At 55.0% G+C, this 21,281-nt stretch carries 17 protein-coding genes; 6 read left to right on the top strand and 11 right to left on the bottom strand.

What is annotated here, in order from left to right:
• Positions 1-7 precede the first annotated feature (7 nt).
• Genes phnY through ACR0KN_RS11635 form a run of 4 tightly spaced genes read right to left on the bottom strand, consistent with a single transcriptional unit; the run spans position 8 to position 3,386 of the window.
• Entirely contained in the window at positions 8-1,456 is a 1,449-nt protein-coding gene (gene phnY / locus ACR0KN_RS11650) for a phosphonoacetaldehyde dehydrogenase (RefSeq protein ID WP_480653660.1), read from the bottom strand.
• A gap of 55 nt (positions 1,457-1,511) precedes the next feature.
• Positions 1,512-1,862 carry a carboxymuconolactone decarboxylase family protein gene (locus ACR0KN_RS11645; protein WP_480653658.1) on the bottom strand — a complete coding sequence of 117 codons (351 nt, stop codon included), beginning with the start codon at positions 1,860-1,862 and terminating at the stop codon, positions 1,512-1,514.
• An 11-nt stretch (positions 1,863-1,873) separates the two neighbouring features.
• Positions 1,874-2,635 carry an amino acid ABC transporter permease gene (locus ACR0KN_RS11640; protein WP_029621928.1) on the bottom strand — a complete coding sequence of 254 codons (762 nt, stop codon included), beginning with the start codon at positions 2,633-2,635 and terminating at the stop codon, positions 1,874-1,876.
• Between the two features lie 10 nt (positions 2,636-2,645).
• A complete protein-coding gene (locus ACR0KN_RS11635; RefSeq protein WP_480653656.1) occupies positions 2,646-3,386 on the bottom strand; it encodes an amino acid ABC transporter ATP-binding protein in 741 nt (246 codons plus the stop codon).
• Positions 3,387-3,505: 119 nt separating this feature from the next.
• Here ACR0KN_RS11635 and ACR0KN_RS11630 point away from each other — a divergent pair, with 119 nt between their 5' ends.
• Together ACR0KN_RS11630 and ACR0KN_RS11625 are read left to right on the top strand one after the other, a co-directional pair.
• Positions 3,506-4,276, top strand: a complete 771-nt coding sequence (locus tag ACR0KN_RS11630; protein WP_170544166.1) for a transporter substrate-binding domain-containing protein — start codon at positions 3,506-3,508, stop codon at positions 4,274-4,276.
• Between the two features lie 45 nt (positions 4,277-4,321).
• The gene (locus ACR0KN_RS11625) at positions 4,322-5,059 is read left to right on the top strand and encodes a creatininase family protein (protein WP_480653654.1); all 738 of its coding nucleotides are present in this window, start codon (positions 4,322-4,324) and stop codon (positions 5,057-5,059) included.
• Positions 5,060-5,093: 34 nt separating this feature from the next.
• On the opposite strand, the gene ACR0KN_RS11620 is transcribed toward ACR0KN_RS11625, so the two are convergent.
• The 7 genes from ACR0KN_RS11620 to ACR0KN_RS11590 form a co-directional block, all read right to left on the bottom strand.
• On the bottom strand, positions 5,094-6,800 hold the full coding sequence (locus tag ACR0KN_RS11620; protein ID WP_480653652.1) for an ABC transporter ATP-binding protein: 1,707 nt from the start codon (positions 6,798-6,800) through the stop codon (positions 5,094-5,096).
• Positions 6,801-6,804: 4 nt separating this feature from the next.
• Positions 6,805-7,755, bottom strand: coding sequence for an ABC transporter permease (locus ACR0KN_RS11615; protein ID WP_480653650.1), 951 nt, complete (start codon positions 7,753-7,755; stop codon positions 6,805-6,807).
• The gene (locus ACR0KN_RS11610) at positions 7,752-8,729 is read right to left on the bottom strand and encodes an ABC transporter permease (RefSeq protein WP_480653648.1); all 978 of its coding nucleotides are present in this window, start codon (positions 8,727-8,729) and stop codon (positions 7,752-7,754) included. The genes ACR0KN_RS11615 and ACR0KN_RS11610 overlap by 4 nt, the downstream gene beginning before the upstream one ends.
• 25 nt (positions 8,730-8,754) lie before the next feature.
• Positions 8,755-9,699 carry a glutathione S-transferase family protein gene (locus ACR0KN_RS11605; RefSeq protein WP_480653646.1) on the bottom strand — a complete coding sequence of 315 codons (945 nt, stop codon included), beginning with the start codon at positions 9,697-9,699 and terminating at the stop codon, positions 8,755-8,757.
• A 3-nt stretch (positions 9,700-9,702) separates the two neighbouring features.
• Positions 9,703-11,268, bottom strand: coding sequence for an ABC transporter substrate-binding protein (locus tag ACR0KN_RS11600; protein WP_480653644.1), 1,566 nt, complete (start codon positions 11,266-11,268; stop codon positions 9,703-9,705).
• Positions 11,269-11,417: 149 nt separating this feature from the next.
• Positions 11,418-12,998 carry an ABC transporter substrate-binding protein gene (locus ACR0KN_RS11595; protein WP_010441423.1) on the bottom strand — a complete coding sequence of 527 codons (1,581 nt, stop codon included), beginning with the start codon at positions 12,996-12,998 and terminating at the stop codon, positions 11,418-11,420.
• 209 nt (positions 12,999-13,207) lie between these two features.
• On the bottom strand, positions 13,208-15,514 hold the full coding sequence (locus tag ACR0KN_RS11590) for a Tex family protein (protein WP_480653642.1): 2,307 nt from the start codon (positions 15,512-15,514) through the stop codon (positions 13,208-13,210).
• Between the two features lie 169 nt (positions 15,515-15,683).
• On the opposite strand from ACR0KN_RS11590, the gene ACR0KN_RS11585 reads away from it, so the two are divergent.
• The 4 genes from ACR0KN_RS11585 (at position 15,684) to ACR0KN_RS11570 (ending at position 21,183) form a co-directional block, all read left to right on the top strand.
• Positions 15,684-17,150 (top strand): DUF4153 domain-containing protein, encoded by a 1,467-nt coding sequence (locus ACR0KN_RS11585; RefSeq protein ID WP_480653640.1) that lies wholly within the window; start codon positions 15,684-15,686, stop codon positions 17,148-17,150.
• Positions 17,128-17,805 (top strand): response regulator transcription factor, encoded by a 678-nt coding sequence (locus tag ACR0KN_RS11580; protein WP_170774238.1) that lies wholly within the window; start codon positions 17,128-17,130, stop codon positions 17,803-17,805. Before ACR0KN_RS11585 ends, ACR0KN_RS11580 begins: the two co-directional genes overlap by 23 nt.
• Positions 17,793-18,758, top strand: coding sequence for a sensor histidine kinase (locus ACR0KN_RS11575; protein WP_480653638.1), 966 nt, complete (start codon positions 17,793-17,795; stop codon positions 18,756-18,758). The genes ACR0KN_RS11580 and ACR0KN_RS11575 overlap by 13 nt, the downstream gene beginning before the upstream one ends.
• Before the next feature lie 211 nt (positions 18,759-18,969).
• Positions 18,970-21,183 (top strand): NADP-dependent isocitrate dehydrogenase, encoded by a 2,214-nt coding sequence (locus tag ACR0KN_RS11570; protein ID WP_480653636.1) that lies wholly within the window; start codon positions 18,970-18,972, stop codon positions 21,181-21,183.
• Positions 21,184-21,281: the final 98 nt, after the last annotated feature.

Below are 21,281 nucleotides of genomic sequence, written 5' to 3'. Positions count from 1 at the left end.
AACCTGCTCATCCGGGCCAGGGGAGCGAATAGGTTTTGACATTCGTAAAGAACTTCATGGCCTCAATGACCCCTTCTTTGACACCATTTCCTGAGTCTTTGATGCCTCCGAACGGGGACATCTCGATGCGATACCCGGGTTGTTCCCAGATGTTGCAGGTGCCAACATTCAGACCATTGATATAGGCAATGGCACGATTAAGGTCGTTGGTGCAGACGCCCGAACTAAGACCAAACCCCGTAGAATTCGAGATGCGTATCACCGCTTCGTCATCTTCAGGCACGCGAATGATCGGGATGATGGGGCCAAAGGTTTCCTCCATGACGAGTTCGCAGTCATAGGGCACTTTGTCGACCACGATGGGCGGTAGCAATGCGCCCTGACGGCCAGGGTGGTATAGTATTTCGGCTCCTGCTTTCTCAGCAAGATGAACGCGTTTATCAAATAGTTCAGCGGCTTCGTCGTGGATAACACAACCCAGCTCAGTCTCGGGGTCTTGCGGATCTCCAAATTTGATCTTCTTCGCCTTCTCCAGAACCGATGCCATAAACTTGTCGGCCACGCTGTCCTGCACCAGAATACGTTTGATTGCGGTGCAACGCTGGCCAGAGTTTCCGGTAGCACCTGCCACCGCAATTCCAGCAGCCTTTTCAAGATCGGCGTCACACAGATCGTTCAGAACTATAAGTGGATCATTGCCGCCAAGCTCAAGCGCCTGACGCTTAAATGCGGCCTTCTCCGCTATCATCTTGCCCACTGGCACACCACCGGTGAATGTGATGATGTCAATGTTTTCATTGGTGATCATCTCATCGCCGATATCCTGCGGCCACCCGGTGATCACCTGAAACATCTCAGGGGGCAGACCGGCTTCGTACAGGATGTCCGCCAGTGTCAGACAAGTCAGTGGAGTAAGCTCGGTTGGTTTACAAACCATGCAATTGTTTGTTGCAATTGACGGAGCAACCTTGTGGCTGACCATGTTCAAAGGGTGGTTAAAGGGGGTGATCGCGCTGATTGCGTTCACCGGTTCGCGCATAGTGAAAATCTTGCGGGCCCTGCCATTATGCGTCAAATCGCACGAAAATATCTCACCATCATCCCTCAGCGCTTCACCGGCTGCGAATTGAAACACATCCTGCGCGCGTTTTGTCTCATAAATTGCGTGCTGATGGCAGATGCCCAGCTCTAGCACGAGCCATTTAACCAGATAGCCACGGCGCAACCCGATTAACTCTGATGTCCGTTGTAGGATCTGGTTACGCTCATGGCGTGTCAGGCTGGGTTTGTATCGAGCGGCAACCTCAAAAGCGCGACGCGCATGTTCGGCTTGGCCAGCAGGAACATTGCCGACAACTTCATTGGTATAAGGGTAGTGGACCGGAATTGTCTCATTTGCAAAGACGACCTCGCCACCGATCCTCATCCCCTCGGTTCTGATTTCGTTTGCTGACATGTCCCGAACATTCCTACATTAAGCGAATGAGCGGGAATATGTCATCCAAATCAGATCATGTCTCGCCCGATTGCTCTGAAAACACATCAAACGCTTTCAGTGCCTTGGCGCTGTAGGCATATGACGGTCCGCCCCCCATGTAGGTCGCCATAGCCAGAGCCTCGCACAGTTCGCCGCGGGTCGCACCCAAACGAACCAAAGAACGGACATGGAAACCGATGCAGCTATCGCATCGCGTGGCGATCGCAATGCCAAGGGCCATGAACTCCTTGGTTTTCTCACTCAGTACACCGTCCGTTTTGGCAGCTTTACCCATAATGCCAAACCCACGCGCGGTTTCCGGCACTTCCTTTGAGAACACACCGATATTGGCCTCGGTTTCGGCCATGAAGTCTTTCCAGTCCAACTGTTTTCTCCTTATCCGCGTTCATCCGCGCCCATACGACGCTCTAACCAACGGACGCCAGCACTGATTATCAAGACCAGCACCAGATATTCAAAGATCAGCAAAGTATAGATTTCGAGCGGACGATATTCGGTCACCACTAGCTCGTTCGCGCGGCGTGTCAGTTCCTGCATACCAATGACGCTCGCAAAAGCGCTCATTTTCACGATGTAAATGAACTGATTGGCCAATGGCGGCAAAATGCGTCGGATTGCCTGCGGCAGGATCACATAGCGCATAGTCTGAAAGTAGTTCAGCCCGATTGTCTGCGCAGCTTCGCTTTGGCCTTTGGCAATTGATTGAATCCCGGCGCGGTAAATCTCAGCGGTAAAGGCACTGTCCGAGATTGCCAATGTGATGATCGCCCCCCAGAATGGATCGATGGGTATATTCATTCCCATCGACTGAAAGACGATTGGCAAACCATAAAAGACCCAAAACAACATCGGAAGCAGAGGGATCGAGCGGACAAACTCCACGTAGATCCGGTTCACCAGTCGCCAACCACGTTTTTCAGACAGACCTGGCAGCGCTACCAGCAGACCAATCACAATCGACATGATTGCCGCGATCAGCGATATCTGGATCGTCGCACCCATCCCAGACACCAGAAACTTGACATTGGTCCAGCCTGATGCGGTGGTGGGGTCAATCACATACCAGCCCCATGTCTGCGACGACGAACACCCAGCTAAAAGTACGAACAGGGGGAGGAACAGGAGCGGTTTCTTCATGACATCCAACTCAATGTTGCAGAATCTGGCTTAAGAATTTCTGACACCGCTCAGACCGCGGATTAGTAAAGAAATGCTCGGGTTTTCCTTGTTCGACAATCTCACCCGCATCCATAAACACCATGTTGTCTGCAACTTTGCGTGCAAAACCCATCTCGTGGGTGACAACCACCATGGTCATTCCTTCCTGCGCCAGTTCAACCATCACGTCGAGGACTTCGGAAATCATTTCGGGGTCCAGGGCCGAGGTGGGTTCGTCAAACAACAAAACCCTCGGCTCCATGCAAAGCGAACGAGCGATGGCCACACGTTGCTGTTGTCCACCTGAAAGCTGAATAGGACGTTTGTCGGCCTGGTCCGGGATATGGACCCGTTCAAGGTAATGGCGGGCTTTTTCTTCGGCCTCTTTTTTGCTCAAGCCTCTTGCTTTGATCGGACCCAAAGTCAGATTTTCCAGCACGGTCAAATGCGGGAAAAGATTAAACTGCTGGAACACCATCCCGACTTCTGATCGAATTGTGGCGACGGATTGGGCGTCATCTGACAGCTCTGCCCCGTCTATGCGGATCGTACCTTTTTGGTGTTTTTCAAGCTGGTTGATGCATCTTACAACCGTCGATTTTCCAGAACCGGAAGGCCCACAGATTACAACTTTTTCACCGCTGTTTATCGTAAGATTGATATCCTTGAGCACATGAAATGTGCCATACCACTTGTTTACGTCGACTAACTCGATCGCGGCGTCTGGCATTGGCTGGCCTGCCTTTGTTATTCTCAGTCAATTATTTTCTTGAGGTTAGCGTGGTCTTTGCGCTTAGATCAAGAAACAATCCAGCTAAACTAGCCGACTGCCACCAACAGGAGAAATACATGAAACATCTTTTCAAAGTAGCCATTGCCGCTGCGTTTGGCCTAGCGATTGGTAGCGCCGCTCAGGCCCAGTCTGCACTGAATGAAATCCTGGATTCTGGTGTGATGAAAGTCGGGACAACTGGAGATTGGAATCCAATGTCGCTGCGCGATCCTGCGACTAACAGCTACAAGGGTTATGATATAGATATCATGAACGCATTGGCTGCAGATCTTGGCGTCGAAGTTGAATATGTTCCGACAGACTGGAAAACCCTGGTCAATGGGGTGGTCGCCGGGAAATATCATATCACCGGCTCGGCTTCGATTTCTCCGCCGCGCTTGAAGGTTGCCGGTTTCTCTGACAGCTACATCTCTGTTGAACTGTTCCCGTACACGACCAAAGACAAGGCCGATAAATTTGACGGGTATGACTCGATCAACAAACCCGGTGTAAAAGTCGCAACAACCCTGGGTACTACCTTTGAAAAACGTGTGCGCGAATGGTTCCCCGATGCTGATATCAAGGTGGTCGAAGCTCCGGCGCGCGGTTTTCAGGAGGTGCTTGCCGGTCGGGCGGATGTGTTCATCACGTCGAATATCGAAGGCTCGACGCTAGAGGCCAAGTTTCCGGTTGTTCGTGTGAAGAATGCTGGCCCCCGGTCGCCATCCCCGATCGCGATGCTGTTGCCACAAGATGATCAGGTCTGGATCAATTATGTAAACAGCTGGATCGAAGTGAAAAAAGCTCAGGGCTTCTTCGATGAAAACCAGAAGCGGTGGGGTCTCTGATCACGGCTAACACCGCAGCAATGATCAAGACTTGGACAGGAAGTCATGAAGCTTGATCACATGACCTGGTACGAGGTCGACGCTCGTATAAATCAAGGCGCTGCGGTGTTGCTTCCGGTGGGTTCGACCGAACAGCATGGTCCGATGGGTCGCATAGGTACGGACACTATTTGCGCTGAGGCAGTTGCGCTTGCAGCCGCCAGTCGATGCGGGGGGATCGTTGCACCCCCGCTGGCCTACACCCCCGCGCCGTTCAATACAGGCTTTCCCGGTACGGTTTCGGTTTCGGCCGAAGTATTTCAGATGCTGGCAAATGAAGTCATTGCGGGATTGCTGGCACAAGGGTTTCGTGGCGTGTTCGTAGTGAATGGGCATGGTGCCAATCTGGAACCCCTCCGCACCATCAAATCCACTCTTCCTGACAACCAGATGATGATCCGAAGCTGGTGGGAGCCCGACACTGTAAACACGCTACGCAGACAGCTATACGGCGAATGGGAAGGGATGCATGCAACTCCATCCGAAATCGCAATAACGCAATCTCTACTCGGCGTATTGCCAGCAAACCAAGCTGCCGAACCACCAAGGAAACTCACTGCAGAATATGTGCGGGATCACGCAGGCGACCGACATGGTCCACCCGATGAACATCGTGCAGAATTCCCAGATGGGCGAGTCGGCTCACACTCTGCCCTCGCCAACCCGAAGGATGGTGAACGCCTGCTGACCATGGCTGCGATCGCAATTGCGAACGAATTCCGTTCATTTGAGCAAGATCGATAGTCAAAAGATGCTGAAGTGAAAGGGTAAGTGTTGTCTACTCCGCCTCAAGACCATCGGTCGACAGGTCATCAAGCTTTGGCATAAGCCGCAGTAATTCGCTTGCGTATTCGGTTTTCGGATTGGCAAACAACTCGCTGGTCTCCTGTACCTCGACGATTTGGCCCTGCTTCATGACCGCAACCCGGTCGCACATCTGGCGGACGACGGGCAAGTCGTGGCTGATAAACAACATTGTCAGGCCCAGATGCTCTTGCAAATCCTTCAGGATGTTCAGAATCTGAGCCTGAATCGATACGTCAAGCGCGCTCGTTGGCTCATCGCAGATCAGGAACCGGGGTTGTGTCGCCAAAGCGCGGGCGATCGAAATACGCTGCCGCTGACCACCCGAAAACTCGTGCGGGTATTTTTGACCGGCTCCGGAACCCAGACCCACCTGATCCAACAATTCATCCACCCGGCGCTTGATGTGTGCGCCATCCATCAGGCGATGATGGCGAATTGGCTCGGCAACAATTTCATCCACCCGCATCCGAGGGTTGAGGGAAGAGTAGGGGTCCTGAAAGATCATCTGGATGTTCTTTCGGTACTCGTCTTGCACCGCACGATTGCTTAGATCACTGACCTGCTGGCCCTGAAAATCGATCGTGCCTCCGTCAACCGGGTAGAGCCCGGCGATCATCCGCGCGACGGTCGATTTACCCGAGCCTGATTCACCCACGACCCCGAAGACCTCGCCCGCGTGAATATCGAAGCTGACACTATCAACGGCTGTAAAATATGTCCGATCCCAAGGCAACAGGCCACGTTTCTGCAGGAATTTTTTGGTCAGGTTGCGGATTTCAAAGATTGGATTGGTGGTGTCGTTGTCCACCTTTGGCCAATGGCGTGCCATATCTTCTATAGCAAAGCGTGTTTCACGCCCACCGTAGCTGATCTGGGGGAAGCGATGCAATTTCAGTGTCGGGCGCGGTACAGCAGCGATCAAGGACTTGGTGTATTCGTGTTGTGGCTGGCCCATCACCTGCGCAGTGGTACCGCTTTCAACCACCTTTCCCGCATACATCACAGTCACCCGATCCGTGGTGTCTGCGATCACGCCCATATCATGGGTAATCAGGATGACACCTACTTGACGCTCCTGCGCCAGTTCCTTGATCAGGTCCAGAATTTGCGCCTGAACTGAAACGTCCAACGCCGTAGTGGGTTCGTCCGCAATGATCACATCCGGTTCGGTGCACAAGGCCAGCGCGATGACTACACGCTGGCGCATCCCGCCTGAAAACTGATGCGGGTATTGATCAAGCCGCGTGTCCGGGTCCGGAATGCCCACGCGGTCAATTAGGTCTCGGGCGCGTTTGTTTGCCTCGGCTTCGGTACCGCCTAGATGGGTCTGGATCGTTTCAACCAGTTGCTCGCGCACTGTGAACAGAGGGTTCAATGAGGTCAGCGGATCCTGAAAGATCATCGAGATCTTCTTGCCGCGAAGCCCTCGCATCGCCTCGGCATCAATGCCACTGATCTGCTCGCCGCCCAGCTTGATCTGGCCACTGGCGATACGTCCGGGACGTTCCAGCAGGCCCATGACAGCGGCGCCGATTGTGGATTTACCGGCACCGGATTCCCCCACAAGCCCGTGAATTTCACCGGGCTCAACGGACAGGCTGGCGTGATCCACCGCTGTGAAAAGCTGGCGGCGGGTCGGAAACTCAACGGTGAGGTCTTGGATAGTCAAAAGGCTCATGAAATCACCGCAGTTTGGGGTTCAGCGCGTCACGCAGCCAGTCGCCCAGCAGGTTGACCGACAAGGCAAGGGCCAGCAGCGTACAGGCCGGGAAGAACAAGATCCACCACTCGCCCGAGAACAAGAAGCCTTGGCCGATACGGATTAGTGTGCCCAGAGATGGCTGGGTCGGGGGTGCGCCAACGCCTAAGAAGCTCAGCGTCGCCTCAGCGATAATGGCCAGCGCCAGCGAAATTGTGGCGATGACCAGAACGGGGCTCAGGACATTGGGCAGGATGTGGCGGAACATGATTGGGAACGACCCCCGGCCGATCAGGCGCGCGGCTTGTACATATTCCTTGTTCTTCTCAACCAACGCCGCACCACGCACGACCCGCGCGAACTGCACCCAGTCCGACAGCGCTATCGCAATGATCAGAACATAGATTGCCATCTCATCACGGTATTCCGGCGGGGTTATCCCTTTGGCGATACCGAAGATCAGCATTGCCACAAGAATGGCAGGAAAAGTCAGCTGCACATCGGCGATCCGCATGATCAGTGTTTCGATCCAACCGCCGAAATAAGCCGCGACCAGCCCTAGGATCACTCCGATAACAAGTGCCAGAAGCACCGCCGATGCCCCGACGAACAGCGAAATACGCAAACCATAAAGAATGGTGGAGAACACATCGCGCCCTTGATCGTCGGTACCCAACAGGAAGGTTTCTTGCGTAAAGGCATTCGGTGTGCCCGGCGGTGTGAAACCGTTCATCAGGTTCAGCGTTGCGGGGTCGAACGGGTTATAAGGCGCGATCAGCGGCGCGAAGATCGCTGCCAGCACTAGAATGACGACAACCAGCGAGGCGATCACAGCAACCGGGGAATGCCGGAATGACCATGCGAAGTCGCTGTCCCAAAACTTGGCCATGCGCGTCTTAGGTGTGGCTTTCGGAGTATCCATGGTATCGCTCATGTGGCCCTCGCGTCGACACGCAGACGCGGGTCAATCGCATAATAAAGAAGATCGACAATCAGGTTGATCGTCACGAACATCACCGAAATCAGCATTAGATAGGCCGCCATCACGGGAATATCGACAAACTGGATTGCGTTGATGAAAAGCAGGCCCACACCGGGCCACTGAAACACTGTCTCAGTGATGATGGCGAATGCGATGATCGAACCCAGCTGCAAACCCGTTATGGTGATCACCGGCACCAGCGTATTCTTCAGCGCGTGGCGGAAGTTGATGACGCGATCTGAAAGCCCACGGGCACGTGCGAACCGGACATAGTCGGCGCGCAGCACCTCAAGCATTTCGGATCGGACCAGCCGCATGATCAGCGTCATCTGATAAAGGCCCAAGGTAATTGCAGGCAAAATCAGCGCCTTGAGGCCAGAGGCCGTCAGAAACCCGGTTGACCAATGCCCAATCATAACGGTCTTGCCCCTCCCGAAGCTGGGCAGTAGGTCAAGCTCGACCGAGAAAATATAGATCAGCAGGATACCTATTAGGAATGTAGGTAACGAAACCCCGATCAGGGAAACCGTCATGATCACATTCGCAGCAATCCCTTGTCGTCGGATCGCAGTAAAGACACCCAGCGCGATGCCCATGGTGATTGCCAGAAATCCGGAAACAAAGGCCAATTCCAGCGTTGCGGGAGCCCGCTCAAGCAGGATAGTCGAGACCGGTCGGCCCTGCCGGTAGGATACTCCGAAATTACCCTGTACAGCACCTTGTAGGAACTTGGCGTATTGCACCACAAAAGGCTGATCCAGCCCAAGTTCGGTGCGCAGGCGGTCGATGTCAGCCTGCGTACGCTCCTGTCCCAGCATGTTGTCGATCGGGTCGCCAACAAAGCGGAACATCGAGAATGCTACCAGCCCCACGACCAGAAGTACGATGATGGACTGGAACATCCTTCGGACGATAAATGCGAACATTGATTTTCCCCATTGGTGGGTCTGTCTATGCTTTAACCGACCGGGTGGTCAAGCTATCTCGGCCATGCGGAGTGGTCCAATCGATTTCCGGACCCAACGGCACGATACCCAGCGGATTGCGCAGCTCGGAAGGTGAGAAATAACCCAGTTTGTAAATGTCGAACTTCACCGTCTCAGCGACACCCGGCAGCATATAGAGCTCTCGCGCATAGCCCCAGAGATTTGGATAGTCGATCAGGCGGCGCAGATTGCATTTGAAGGCGTAATGGTACGCGACATCAAAACGAGCCAGTGTCGGGAACAGGCGCAGATCGGCCTCGGTCAGGGCATCACCGCAGAGATAGCGGTTGGCGGCCAAATGTGCATCGATTTCATCCATCGTGGCGAAGACATCTTGGAATCCCGCCTCATAAGCCTCTTGTGTGCGTGCAAAACCTGCGCGGTAGACCCCGTTGTTGAGGCGCGTATAGATTTTGTCATTCCACGCTTCGATTTGATCAAGCTTTTCTGGTGGTGCCAGATTTGGGCCATGGCCCGGCAGGGTGCCCAGCTTCCGCACCAGATCAGCGGATTCGTTTGAGACGGCCTTGTCGTGAAGCCTATCCCAAAGCAGCGGTACCGTGATCCGCCCGGTATAAGCGGGGGTCACGCGGGCATAGGCGTGATGCAAAGCGCTCGCGCCATAAACCGCGTCGGCGCCTTCTGCATAAACCCAACCATCTGCTGTGCGACGCGGTTCGGCATAGGCAACCGTGACGAGATCCTGCAGACCTTTGAGGGCAAGGACCAATAAAACCCGATGCGCCCAAGGGCAATTCCACGCCGCGTAAAGGTGAAACCGCTCTGGTTCCAGTGCCGTATCGGGTAAAGCGTTACGGATGGTCGAGGCTTGACGGCGAAACGCGCCGTCAAGCGCGCTATCGGGCGCCGGGTCTTCTGCATGATAGACACCGGCAATCATCAGGCCCATTGCTCAGTTCACCGTCACCCAGCGCAGAAGGAAGAAGTTGTCCGGGCGCTGTGTCAGCTCGACATTGTTGCGCGTGCCCCAGACCAACGGTTGAACATACATCGGTACGTAGACCTGTTCGTCCTGATAAATCTGCGTCACCTCATCCAGCATGGCTTGCCGCTTGGTCTGATCCAGCTCGGATTGGATCATCGGTAACAGCTCATCGACCCGCGCATTCGAGAATCCACCGAAGTTCCAGCTGCCCAGCTTTTTCTCTTCGTTTGGAGTGGCGACGAGGAAGCGGACCGGATGTTCAGCGTCAAACGTACCTGGGCTCCAGCCCAGAAGATACATGTCATAATTGTCCTCACGCAGCTCCGGCCAGTAGTTCCGCACAGGCATTGCATCCAACTCGGCCGTTATGCCGATTTGCGCAAGCATGCCAACAACTGCCTGACAGACGGCCTCATCATTCAGATAGCGGTCGTTCGGACATTTCAGGCCAAACGAGAATCCATCTGCATAGCCTGCTTCGGCAAGCAGGGCCTTCGCAGCTTCTACATCAAACGCTGGACGTTCCGCATTGGCGTCGGAAAATCCACTCATCGCCGGGCTGACGAGTTGTGAGGCGGGTTCAGCATTGCCTCGCATGATCGTGGCCAGAATGGCATCCACATTGACGGCTTGTGCAACTGCCTGGCGCACGCGTGCATCACGGAACGGATTTGGCTTGCCTGCATCGTCGGTGTATTTCAGGGCTTCGGCTTCGTGGTCGAAGCCCAGCATGATCACACGTGCTTCGATGCCCTGAATGACATCAACATCTGCGTTCTGCTGCAGCCGAGCGACGTCCTGAATTGGTACAGGGTTGATCATGTCCACGTCACCCGAAAGCAAAGCTGCAACGGCAGTCGCCGGGTTCTGGATCGGATTAAATTCAGCACGGGTGATGTTGTGTTCGACATCTCCCCACCAACCCTCAAATGGTTCCAGCACAGTTTTGAGGCCTGGCTCACGCTCGGTGACTTTGAATGCCCCGGTGCCATTGGCATTGATGGTTGCGTAGTTGCCGGTCTCTTTGTCAGGCACCACCGCGTCGTTGGCTTCGGTCCAGCCCTGATCCATGATCATCCAGTTGGCAATCGAAGACGGGAACAGAGGGTTCGGTGCAGTCGTCATGATATCGACGGTGTAGTCATCGACCACGACGACATCACTGACAGGGGCGAACCAACTGCGGGTATCTGCCGCTTCGCCTGATGCGCGTTGATAGCTGAACAGGACATCCTGTGCGTCAAAGTTGCTGCCATCGTGGAATGTTACGCCTTCACGCAGCTTAAACCGCCAACCTTCACCATCTCCAATCGGCTCCCAGCTGACGGCCAGTGCGGGCTCGACGCTCATGTCCTTGCCGCGGCGGACCAGACCTTCGTAAACGTTGTTCAGGAACCCAAGTACGGGGGCTGAGTTAACCGCATGGGGGTCCATCGTCTGCGGATCGGTGGTCGAGGCCCATTTGAAATCGGCGGCCTGTGCGGTGCTGGCAAGCAACATGGCCAGGCCAATGGCACTTTTTCTGAAGATCATGGCGAAAACTCCCTGTTATCGCTGAAACAATCCAGCTTTTTAGCCACCACGTAAAGACACTCTCGGTTTGAGATCACAGTCCCGTTACCTGCGGCACAAACAAGAACAGGGCGCGAAAACGCGCCCTGATCAACATCCAAATGGATGGTTTAGTTCATCTCGAAGTATTTGATCTTCGGTGAATCTTCCGGTTCAACGATGGTGCCGACGCCCGATTTCATACCCCAGTTCAATACCTGGTGGTGGATCGGGATATACAGCTGCTCGTCCTGAACAACCTGCCAGATGTCTCCGATCTGCTGATCGCGCGCGGGCAGATCGGTTTCCGAGGCTAGGGCTACGATCTTGGCATCCAAATCCGGGTTGGAGTAACGCGTGCCGTTCCAAGAGCCATACTTCTCACCCTTCGAGTGCACCAAGAAGTTGAAGATGTATTCCGAGTCATATGTCGGAACACCCCAACCCAGCATGTAGAAGTCTGTCTCCAGATTGTTGATCAGCGGGAAATGCTGAGCCTTCGGTTTGGCGTCTAGGTTCACGGTGACCCCGATCTGGGCCAACATGCCAACCGCCGCCTGACAAATTGCCTCATCATTGATGTAGCGATCATTCGGGCAGTTCAGGGTCAGCGAGAATCCGTCAGGATAGCCCGCTTCGGCCATCAGCGCCTTGGCCCCTTCGATATCGGTTGACGAAGACGCGTCCATATCTGCGTCCCAACCATTCACAAACGGGGGTGAGATCATGCCCGCAGGAGCAGACTGGCCACGCATCACGACCTGTTTGATCGCATCACGATTGATCGCTTTCGACATCGCCTGACGAACTCGGACATCAGCCAGCGGATTTTTACCATCCACATTGTCCGAGGTCAGATCGGCGTCACCCATGTTCATACCAAAGAAGATCACCCGGTTCTGTGGTGCGGTCCGTACATCCAGCCCATCGGTTCCGGCGACACGCTCAAGATCCTGCACCGGTACGTCCTGAATGAAATCCACTTCACCCGACAACAAGGCAGCGACGCGTGTCGCGGCGTTCTGGATTGGGGTGTAGACGATCTCGGTCACTTGAAGCGGGAACTCATCCTTGCCCCAGTAATTCTCATTGGCAGTCAGAACGGTTTTCACGTCCGGTTCGCGGCTGACCAGCTTGTAAGGTCCGGTGCCATTGGCGTTCTTAGCTGCAAAGGTATCCTCACCGCCTTCATAGTCCTGCACCTTGACGGCATTGTTTGCCTCAGCCCAATCCTTGTCCATCATGAACATGTTGGTCAGGTTGTTGGGCATGATCGGGTTTGGGCCATCAGTTTCGATTTCAACCGTGAACTTGTCGGGTGCACGCACCTCTTTCACCGAAGCAAGCAGTTCCTTGTAATCGGAATCCGGCGTCATGGCGCGGTTTAGCGAGAATACAACGTCATCGCTGTCAAACTCGGCCCCATCGTGAAACGTGACGCCTTCGCGTAGTTTAAATACCCAGACGTTCGGGTTGTCTTCGGACGGCGCCCATTCAGTTGCCAGAGAGGGTACTAATGCACCGGAATGATCACGCATCACCAGAGTTTCCATGATCTGGTGCGCCATGGCCGAAGTTGGACCCTCGTTCTGCGCGTGCGGGTCCAGCGTCAGTGCATCACCGGCACGCGCCCAACGCAGCGTTTCCGCCGAAGCACCCGCCGCGATCATCGCTGTTGCGCTGGCGGCAAGCATCAGAGTTTTGAATGACATAAGTCGTCTCCCCATTTTTTGTTGTGACCGCATTTTCATGCGGTTGGCCGAATTTGTCGGCCATCATGGATCAGCATCATCCAGATCATCGCCCGAGTTGCAACACCCGAATGTTAGCGCCCCGTTTTGTCCTCGGCTCTGCTGGGGATCAGTTGACTGGTATGCCGTGAGGAACACGCCGCCTAGTTGCCTTGTGCAGGGGTTGCAACCTAACGTTTGTTGAAGGCGTCTCTGAGGGCGTCACCAAAAGCACCATTCTGGGTGCACTGGCCGCCATGTCCGCGCCGCTGTTCCCCCGGCTTGACTGGTCGCGCGGGTTTGCCCTTGCCACGAAGCGCATTGTCCTCACGGGCAGAAGCTCCACCATCCTTGCGCATGGTCAACCCAATGCGTTTACGAGGTACGTCGACCTCAACCACCCTGACTTTGACAACCTGCCCTGTCTTAACCACTTCATGCGGATCTTTTACGAACCGATCGGCCAGTTGGCTGACATGAACCAACCCGTCCTGATGCACACCGATGTCAACAAATGCGCCGAAGGCGGCCACATTGGTAACGGTACCTTCTAAAACCATGCCAGGTTTCAGGTCTGTGATCTCTTCAACACCATCGGTAAAGGAAGCGGTTTTGAAACTTGGCCGGGGGTCTCGGCCTGGCTTTTCAAGTTCGGTGAATATGTCTCGCACCGTGGGTAAACCGAAATTGTCGTTAACAAACTGTTCGGCGCGCAGGCCTTTCAAGGCACCGTCATGCCCCATGATCTGGCGAATATCCCGACCGCAGGCCACGACCACCCGGCGCGCGACATCATAGGCTTCGGGGTGAACCGAAGACGCATCCAGAGGTTCTGATCCATCCCGGATACGCAAGAAACCTGCGCATTGTTCAAAGGCGCGTGGGCCAAGGCGGGCCACCTTCAGCAAATCCTGACGAGACGCGAAGGCACCGTGGATGTCCCTGTGGGTTACGATCGCATCAGCCAAACCCGGACCAAGACCTGATACATGTGATAGAAGGGGTGCCGATGCAGTGTTCAGGTTTACACCCACAGCGTTCACCACATCTTCGATCACCGATTCCAGCGATTGTGACAAACGGTGCTGATCGACATCATGCTGGTACTGACCAACGCCAATGCTTTTTGGCTCAATCTTGACCAGTTCGGCCAACGGGTCTTGCAGGCGGCGTGCGATCGAAACCGCCCCACGCAGCGAAACGTCAAGATCAGGAAATTCACGCGCAGCAAGTTCGGAAGCGGAGTAGACAGAAGCTCCGGCTTCGGACACAACGACCTTGGTGGGCGCTTTAATCGTGTTGGGCAGCAGCGACAGCGTGTCTGCCACCAAACGTTCGGTCTCGCGGCTGGCTGTGCCGTTGCCAATGGCAATAAGCTCGATCTTATGGGTGGCGATGAGTTTCAGGATCGCAGCCTGCGCACCTCGCAGGTCGTTCTTGGGCTGAAAAGGATAGAGTGTATCCGTTGCAACCACCTTGCCGGTTGCATCCACTACGGCTGCCTTGACGCCAGTGCGTATGCCGGGATCCAACCCCAGCGTCGGGCGTGCACCTGCCGGAGCTGCAAACAACAGGTCTTTGAGGTTGCGCGAAAACACCTGGATTGCCTCGTCCTGCGCGCGGCTGCGCAGGTCAGCCATCAACTCGACCATCATCGACAGCGACAGCTTGACCCGCCATGTCCAACCCGCAACCTTACGCAGCCACTTGTCCCCTGGCGCGTCACTTCGTGTGTTCAGATGTGCCGCCACCATGGCCTCGGCCCGTGCAGCCCCTGCCTCGGGTTCCGGCGCGATATCGAGTGTTACGATACCTTCCTTTGAGGCACGCAACATTGCGAGCGCCCGATGCGATGGAGTCTTGGACCAAAGCTCCGAGTGATCGAAGTAATCACTGAACTTGGCGCCCTCCTGTTCTTTTCCCTCGACAACTTTCGCACTCAGCAGCGCTTCGCGTTGCATGAAGTTGCGCAGTTCTCCCAACAGTACAGCGTTCTCGGTCAGTCGTTCCGTGATGATGTCACGTGCGCCATTCAGGGCGTCTCTGGCCGTGGGAATGACCTCATTCAGATACTTCTCGGCCAAGCCCTCTGGCTCCGCTAAACGGTCAGTCAGAATGGCATCGGCCAGTGGTTCCAAGCCTTTCTCACGGGCAATCATCGCCTTGGTTCGACGCTTGGGCTTGTAGGGAAGATAAATGTCTTCGAGTTGCGCCTTGGTCTCGGCCTGGACAATCGATTTCACCAAATTATCCGTCAGTTTCCCCTGATCTTTGATCGAGGCCAGAATTGTCTCGCGTCGGGCCTCAAGCTCGCGCAGATAAGTTAAGCGGTCGGACAGAGTGCGCAGTTGTGTATCGTCCAAGCCACCCGTCACTTCCTTCCGATAGCGGGCGACAAATGGCACGGTCGCACCTTCCTCCAACAATCGAACGGCGGCCCCAACTTGTTCCGGACGTGCGTTGATTTCGGTGGCGATAGTGCGGGCGATACGGTCCAAGGGGGCCTCCTGACTTACGGTTGGAAAACCGTCTTAGCCAGCTAAAGGTGCAAGGGAAAGAGGCCTTGATCTGGGAAAAAACGTCTCTGCACAAAATCTGCACGACCGCTGTGCGGTGATCTGCACCCAAGCGGGCCAAATAGGGCTAGCATAAACAAGGAGCAGTAATATGGGACAGTTCATCGTGCGCGGTGTTCCTGCGTCGGTTTTACAGGATAGTTGGTGGCTTGACGCCGCTGACAAGAATCCGAGCAAAGAAGATGGCACATCGGGACCAAGTAATCGCGATGCCACCGTCGGATTGGTCACTCTGGTTGCACTAGCAGATGTATTGTTTTTCGAACATGCGCCCGGCATTTCTTTAGCGGCCTATGCGCTCGCGGTTGCCGGAGTTGTTTGGGTATTGCTGGGCCGCCGTGCTGGTATGACGGGACCGGCGGTGCTTTTGGTACTCAGCATATTGCCGGTCGTGGAATATGTTCAGGCCTTGTCCTTGGCCTTCTTGCTGGGCGGATCGACCGTGGCGTTATGTTGGGCCGTGTCAGGGCAATGTCAGGGGACCTCGGTGCGCCGGTTTCTGTCCCAATATCCCTTGCTATCGATCAGACAAGGGATTGAGGCGGCTCAACACGGTCATTCTATATCTAAGGACCAAAGGATAGCGCATCGCATTTTGCGTGAGTGGAGCTTTCCCGTTGGTGGGGCATTGGTTCTGGCCTCTCTGATAATATCAGCCAATCCAGTCTTATCGGAATGGAGTGATCGGATATGGCGTTTTGATCTGCGCTTCGATCGGCTGTTGTTTTGGTTCGGAGTCGCAATACTCATCTGGCCGATCCTCGCGGTTGTCCGACAACCAGAATTGCTATCCCCGCGGTTAGGACCCAAGCAGAGGCGTGGCTTTCCAGCGTTTGGCGTGAACGCACAGTCTGTTGCCAACGCACTGATCAAATTCAACATGCTTCTGGCGATCCAAACCGGTATGGATGTCGTGTATCTGTGGGGTAGCGCGGAACTTCCCAAAGGGATGAGCTATGCGGAATATGCGCATCGCGGCGCCTATCCGTTGCTGGCAACGGCCTTGCTTGCAGGTGCGTTTGCGCTGGTTGCACGGCCTTTTTTGAACGAGAGGTCAGGGCTGACAAGATGGATGATGTTATGGCTTGCGCAGAACGTGCTGCTGGTGATCTCTTCCATGATGCGCTTATCGCTATATGTGGAATCCTACGGGTTGACCTACCTACGGGTTCACGCTGCGATCTGGATGGTGCTTGTTGTAGTGGGATTGAGCCTGACTGGATGGCAAATTCTGAAAGGCAAATCGAACCGGTGGCTAATGGTCCGATCAATAGCTTTGGGGATTATCGTGCTCTATGCGTGCTGTTTTGTAAATTTCGCCGCATTGATTGCCCGCTGGAATATTGAGCATCCGGTTCGGTTTGATTTCTACTACGCATGCCAGCTCAATCATATGGCTGCGGCCGAATTGATGAAAGACAGCCGACTGCGGGATTGCGCAACCCCTCCGGTCATCGACAATTGGAGGAATTGGGGCTTTCGCGCAGATCGGGTGATCCGTAATCTGAACGCCGAAACATTGCCGGAGAAGGTTGATGAAAATCCTCGTCGTGGATGATGATCCGCGCCTGCGCGAGTTGGTTTCGATCACGCTCGAGCGGGCAGGCTATCAGACGGTCACAGCGCGAGACGGTCAGATGGCGCTGACCCATGCGATACGGGAAGCGCCTGATCTGGTTGTGCTGGACGTCGGCTTGCCCGAGCTTGACGGACTTGAGGTCTGTCGTCGCCTGCGGGCGCGTTCTGACGTACCGATCCTGTTCCTGACCGCACGCGATGATGAGATAGACCGAATTTTGGGTCTTGAACTGGGGGCCGACGATTACGTCACCAAACCTTTCAGCCCGCGCGAACTGGTTGCGCGGATCAAAGCCATCCTCAAACGCAGTACCGCAGAAGGCTCGACCACGTTTCTTCGGCATGGCCCTGTAGAGTTGGATGTTTCCGGCCATTCGGTTTGGGTTGATGGGTCTATGCTTGCGTTGACCGCAACCGAGTTGTCAATCCTGCGCCGATTGATGCAAACACCCGAGGCTATAGTCTCGCGCCCTCAATTGATCGATGCGATCTATGGCGCAGGTAGCGCCGTAGCCGACCGCACACTGGACAGTCATCTAAGGAATCTTCGCCGCAAGCTTGGGGATCAAGGCTGGATCGGGGCTATCGAGACCGTGCACGGAATCGGGTTACGGATGGGCACATGGCCGGGTTAAGGCGCAAGTGGCGTCCTTCATTGGGATTTGTTCTTGGCGGAGGTCTTGCAGGTACGCTCGTTTTGTCTCTGCTGGGTCTGATTGCTTTGCGCTACCTTGGACCTGAAATCGGATTTCGCAATGCTGCAGGTCTTCTGGCGGTCCTGATCGGCTGCGCGACCGGAGTGCTTGGGTATCTTATGGTCCGGCTATTACTCCGACCGATTTCGGCGCTCGCTTCTTATTCAAGCGCGGTGGAACAGGGTCAGCCGGCCGAGCCACCCGATCACTTTGGAACGCAGGAGCTGTCTCGCCTCGCCGGTTCAGTGCTGAGTATGGCAGATACTTTACAACGGCGCGAAGCTTCGATCCGTGTGTTTGCAGATCACGTCACACATGAGCTGAAAACCCCGGTCACAGCAATCCGTGCTGCAGGCGAGTTATTGACGGAGGCCGATGCACTTACAGATCAGGATCGCACATTGTTACACCAGATACTGGGCGCAAGCGATCAAATGCAAATGCAGCTTGCCGCCTTGAATCGTGTTGCCCAGGCAAGGGTGCCTGAACACCATGGAACATCTACGATTGCTGGACTTGCTCACAAAATGCGTACGTCATTTCCCGAGCTGGATATCAGCGTTGAAGGGTGCGAGCGGACCTTTCCTCTTGCCTCTTCTGGTCTGTGGATTGTGTTGAACCAACTGTTAGACAATGCCCGCCGACACGGGGCAGGGCGGGTGGCCCTGACGGCGGAAGACGAACGGTTGATAATTCAGGATGATGGACCTGGCATATCCGATTGGAACCGGGATCATATCTTCAATCCGTTCTTCACCACGGCCCGCGAACGGGGAGGGACCGGTATGGGATTGACTATCGTCGCTAATCTGATGAGCGCGCATGGCGGGCATATTGCGCTGATCCCTTCCGATAGAGGTACGCAGTTTGAAATCCGTTTCCCAGATGGGTGAAAACTAGGCATCAGCAAAAGGTATTAAGGCCCGTGTCAATTTGCGCCTCTGTATTCGATTGATCCTAAGCCAATCCTCATTTATTGGAGGCCCTGTCAAATCAGAGTCACCCGTGGGGCCGACGTGTCCCCTTACGGCTCGGTGCCAAAACTACAGCGGCACATACTCTTGGATCGCACGCCCCTGAAAGGCTTAAAAAAGGTAAGGGAATATGGCAGAAAAATCGAACTTCGACGTATTGTATACCATTGTAGACGAAGCGCCGGAACTGGCGAGCGCCTCGTTCCTGCCCATCATCCGCAAGTTTGCATCAGCCGCTGGTGTCAGCGTTGGAACCAAAGACATTTCGCTTGCCGGGCGTATTATCGCGACCTTCCCCGAGAACCTGACAGACGAACAACGCATCACTGATGACCTAGCTGCATTGGGTGAGTTGGTGAAAACTCCAGATGCAAATGTGATCAAACTGCCGAACATCTCGGCCTCGGTACCGCAATTGGTGGCTGCCATCGAAGAGCTGCAGTCGCAGGGCTACAACATTCCAAACTACCCTGAAGAGCCTTCGACAGATGAAGAAAAGGCAATCCGCGCGCGGTATGACGCCATCAAAGGATCAGCTGTGAACCCTGTGCTACGGGAAGGCAACAGCGACCGCCGTGCTGCACGTGCCGTAAAGAATTATGCTCAGAAAAACCCGCATTCGATGGGGGAATGGAGCGCTGACAGCAAGACCAAAGTTTCGTCGATGTCAGGCGACGACTTTTACGCCAACGAGAAATCGGCAACTATCACGACGGCGCAGGCTGGCGATGCAAAGATTGAATTCGTCGGTAAAGACGGCGGGGTAACAGTTCTGAAAGACGGTTGGCCTCTGGCTGAAGGTACCGTGGCGGATGCAACTTTTATGTCGGTCAAGGCTCTGTCCTCCTTCCTTGCAGACGCCATCGAAGACACCAAGAAAGACGCCACCATGTTCTCGCTGCACATGAAGGCGACAATGATGAAGGTCAGTGACCCAATCATCTTTGGTTATGCTGTCAAAGCTTGGCTGGCGCCAGTATTCGAGAAATTTGGCGCACAACTGGATGCGTTGGGCGTAAATCCGAACTCGGGGCTCGGTGATCTGCTTGAACGGGTTCAGGGCAACGCAGAAATCGTCGCCGCAATCGACGCGATCAAAGGAGATCGCCCCTCGATGTACATGGTGGACTCTGATCGCGGCATCACCAACCTGCACGTCCCGTCAGATGTGATCATTGACGCGTCGATGCCCGCCGTGATCCGCGCTGGCGGCAAAGGTTGGGACGAAGCTGGTGCCAAGGGCGATACCAACTGCGTGATCCCTGACCGTTGCTATGCACCAGTATATGATGAGGCCATCAAATTTTTCAAATCCAATGGCGCATTGAACCCAGCCACCGCTGGTGCCGTCGCCAACGTTGGACTGATGGCGCAGAAAGCCGAGGAATACGGATCGCACCCGACGACGTTCGAGGCACCCGCAGATGGAACCATCCGTATCGTGCTGGCCAATGGCGAAACGCTGCATGAGCATGCAGTTGAAAAGGGTGACATTTGGCGCGCCTGTACCGTCAAGAAAGCTCCGATCGAGAACTGGATCCAACTGGCGATGGACCGTCAGCGCCTGACTGGTTCCGAGGCCATCTTCTGGCTAGATGCCAACCGCGCCCATGACGCCGAGCTAATCAAATACGTTAAACCGGCGCTTGAGGCCGCAGGCGTGGCCGACAAGTTCCTAATCATGGCCCCGCGCGAGGCAACCCGCCAGTCGTTGGAGACCATCACGGCAGGCAAAGACAGCATCGCCATCACCGGTAATGTGTTGCGGGACTACCTGACCGATCTGTTCCCAATTCTGGAGCTCGGTACGTCAGCCAAGATGCTGTCGATTGTTAAATTGATGAATGGCGGTGGTCTGTTTGAGACCGGCGCGGGCGGTTCGGCTCCGAAGCACGTGCAGCAGTTGGTCGAAGAAAACCACCTGCGCTGGGACTCCATGGGTGAGTTCTGTGCACTCGGAGAGTCTCTTAACTTCCTGGCAGAAAGTAAGGGCAACGCCAAAGCAGGCGTGCTGGGTGCGGCTGCTGAAGCGGCGACACAGGGTATTCTGGACAACAACAAGTCGCCCATTCGTAAGGTTGGTCAGCCGGACAACCGCGATAGCCACTATTGGTTCGCCCGCTACTGGGCCGAGGCTCTGGCGGCGCAATCCGATGATGCTGATCTTGCCGCCGAGTTTGGACCGCTTGCAAAAGAGCTGGCAGACAAGGAAGAACAGATTCTGGCAGAGCTGGCAGCAGCCCAAGGCGCGCCTGCGGATTTGGGTGGTTATTATCACACCGATCCCGCCAAAGCGGCAGCCGTAATGCGGCCAAGTGCGACGTTGAACGCGCTTATTGACTGAGCGCGGTTCAGGCACCGATGCCCAAAAAATATACCGGCCCCATTGCGGGCCGGTTTTTTTGTTTCCAGAATAAGAAAAGGGCCGACCCCCATAGCCAG

It is taken from the genome of Ruegeria sp. AP7 (genome assembly GCF_056539905.1).
Note: the sequence above shows the minus strand (reverse complement) of the source record. Positions and strands in the feature narration are given on the sequence as shown.

What these genes read in the sequence shown, in the direction of transcription:
- ACR0KN_RS11635 (WP_480653656.1), bottom strand. Translation starts at nt 3,386, where the DNA reads ATGCCAGACGCCGCGATCGAGTTAGTCGACGTAAACAAGTGGTATGGC.
- ACR0KN_RS11620 (WP_480653652.1), bottom strand. Translation starts at nt 6,800, where the DNA reads ATGAGCCTTTTGACTATCCAAGACCTCACCGTTGAGTTTCCGACCCGC.
- ACR0KN_RS11640 (WP_029621928.1), bottom strand. Translation starts at nt 2,635, where the DNA reads ATGAAGAAACCGCTCCTGTTCCTCCCCCTGTTCGTACTTTTAGCTGGG.
- ACR0KN_RS11600 (WP_480653644.1), bottom strand. Translation starts at nt 11,268, where the DNA reads ATGATCTTCAGAAAAAGTGCCATTGGCCTGGCCATGTTGCTTGCCAGC.
- ACR0KN_RS11595 (WP_010441423.1), bottom strand. Translation starts at nt 12,998, where the DNA reads ATGTCATTCAAAACTCTGATGCTTGCCGCCAGCGCAACAGCGATGATC.
- phnY (WP_480653660.1), bottom strand. Translation starts at nt 1,456, where the DNA reads ATGTCAGCAAACGAAATCAGAACCGAGGGGATGAGGATCGGTGGCGAG.
- ACR0KN_RS11585 (WP_480653640.1), top strand. Translation starts at nt 15,684, where the DNA reads ATGGGACAGTTCATCGTGCGCGGTGTTCCTGCGTCGGTTTTACAGGAT.
- ACR0KN_RS11625 (WP_480653654.1), top strand. Translation starts at nt 4,322, where the DNA reads ATGAAGCTTGATCACATGACCTGGTACGAGGTCGACGCTCGTATAAAT.
- ACR0KN_RS11610 (WP_480653648.1), bottom strand. Translation starts at nt 8,729, where the DNA reads ATGTTCGCATTTATCGTCCGAAGGATGTTCCAGTCCATCATCGTACTT.
- ACR0KN_RS11580 (WP_170774238.1), top strand. Translation starts at nt 17,128, where the DNA reads ATGAAAATCCTCGTCGTGGATGATGATCCGCGCCTGCGCGAGTTGGTT.
- ACR0KN_RS11570 (WP_480653636.1), top strand. Translation starts at nt 18,970, where the DNA reads ATGGCAGAAAAATCGAACTTCGACGTATTGTATACCATTGTAGACGAA.
- ACR0KN_RS11575 (WP_480653638.1), top strand. Translation starts at nt 17,793, where the DNA reads ATGGCCGGGTTAAGGCGCAAGTGGCGTCCTTCATTGGGATTTGTTCTT.
- ACR0KN_RS11615 (WP_480653650.1), bottom strand. Translation starts at nt 7,755, where the DNA reads ATGAGCGATACCATGGATACTCCGAAAGCCACACCTAAGACGCGCATG.
- ACR0KN_RS11605 (WP_480653646.1), bottom strand. Translation starts at nt 9,699, where the DNA reads ATGGGCCTGATGATTGCCGGTGTCTATCATGCAGAAGACCCGGCGCCC.
- ACR0KN_RS11630 (WP_170544166.1), top strand. Translation starts at nt 3,506, where the DNA reads ATGAAACATCTTTTCAAAGTAGCCATTGCCGCTGCGTTTGGCCTAGCG.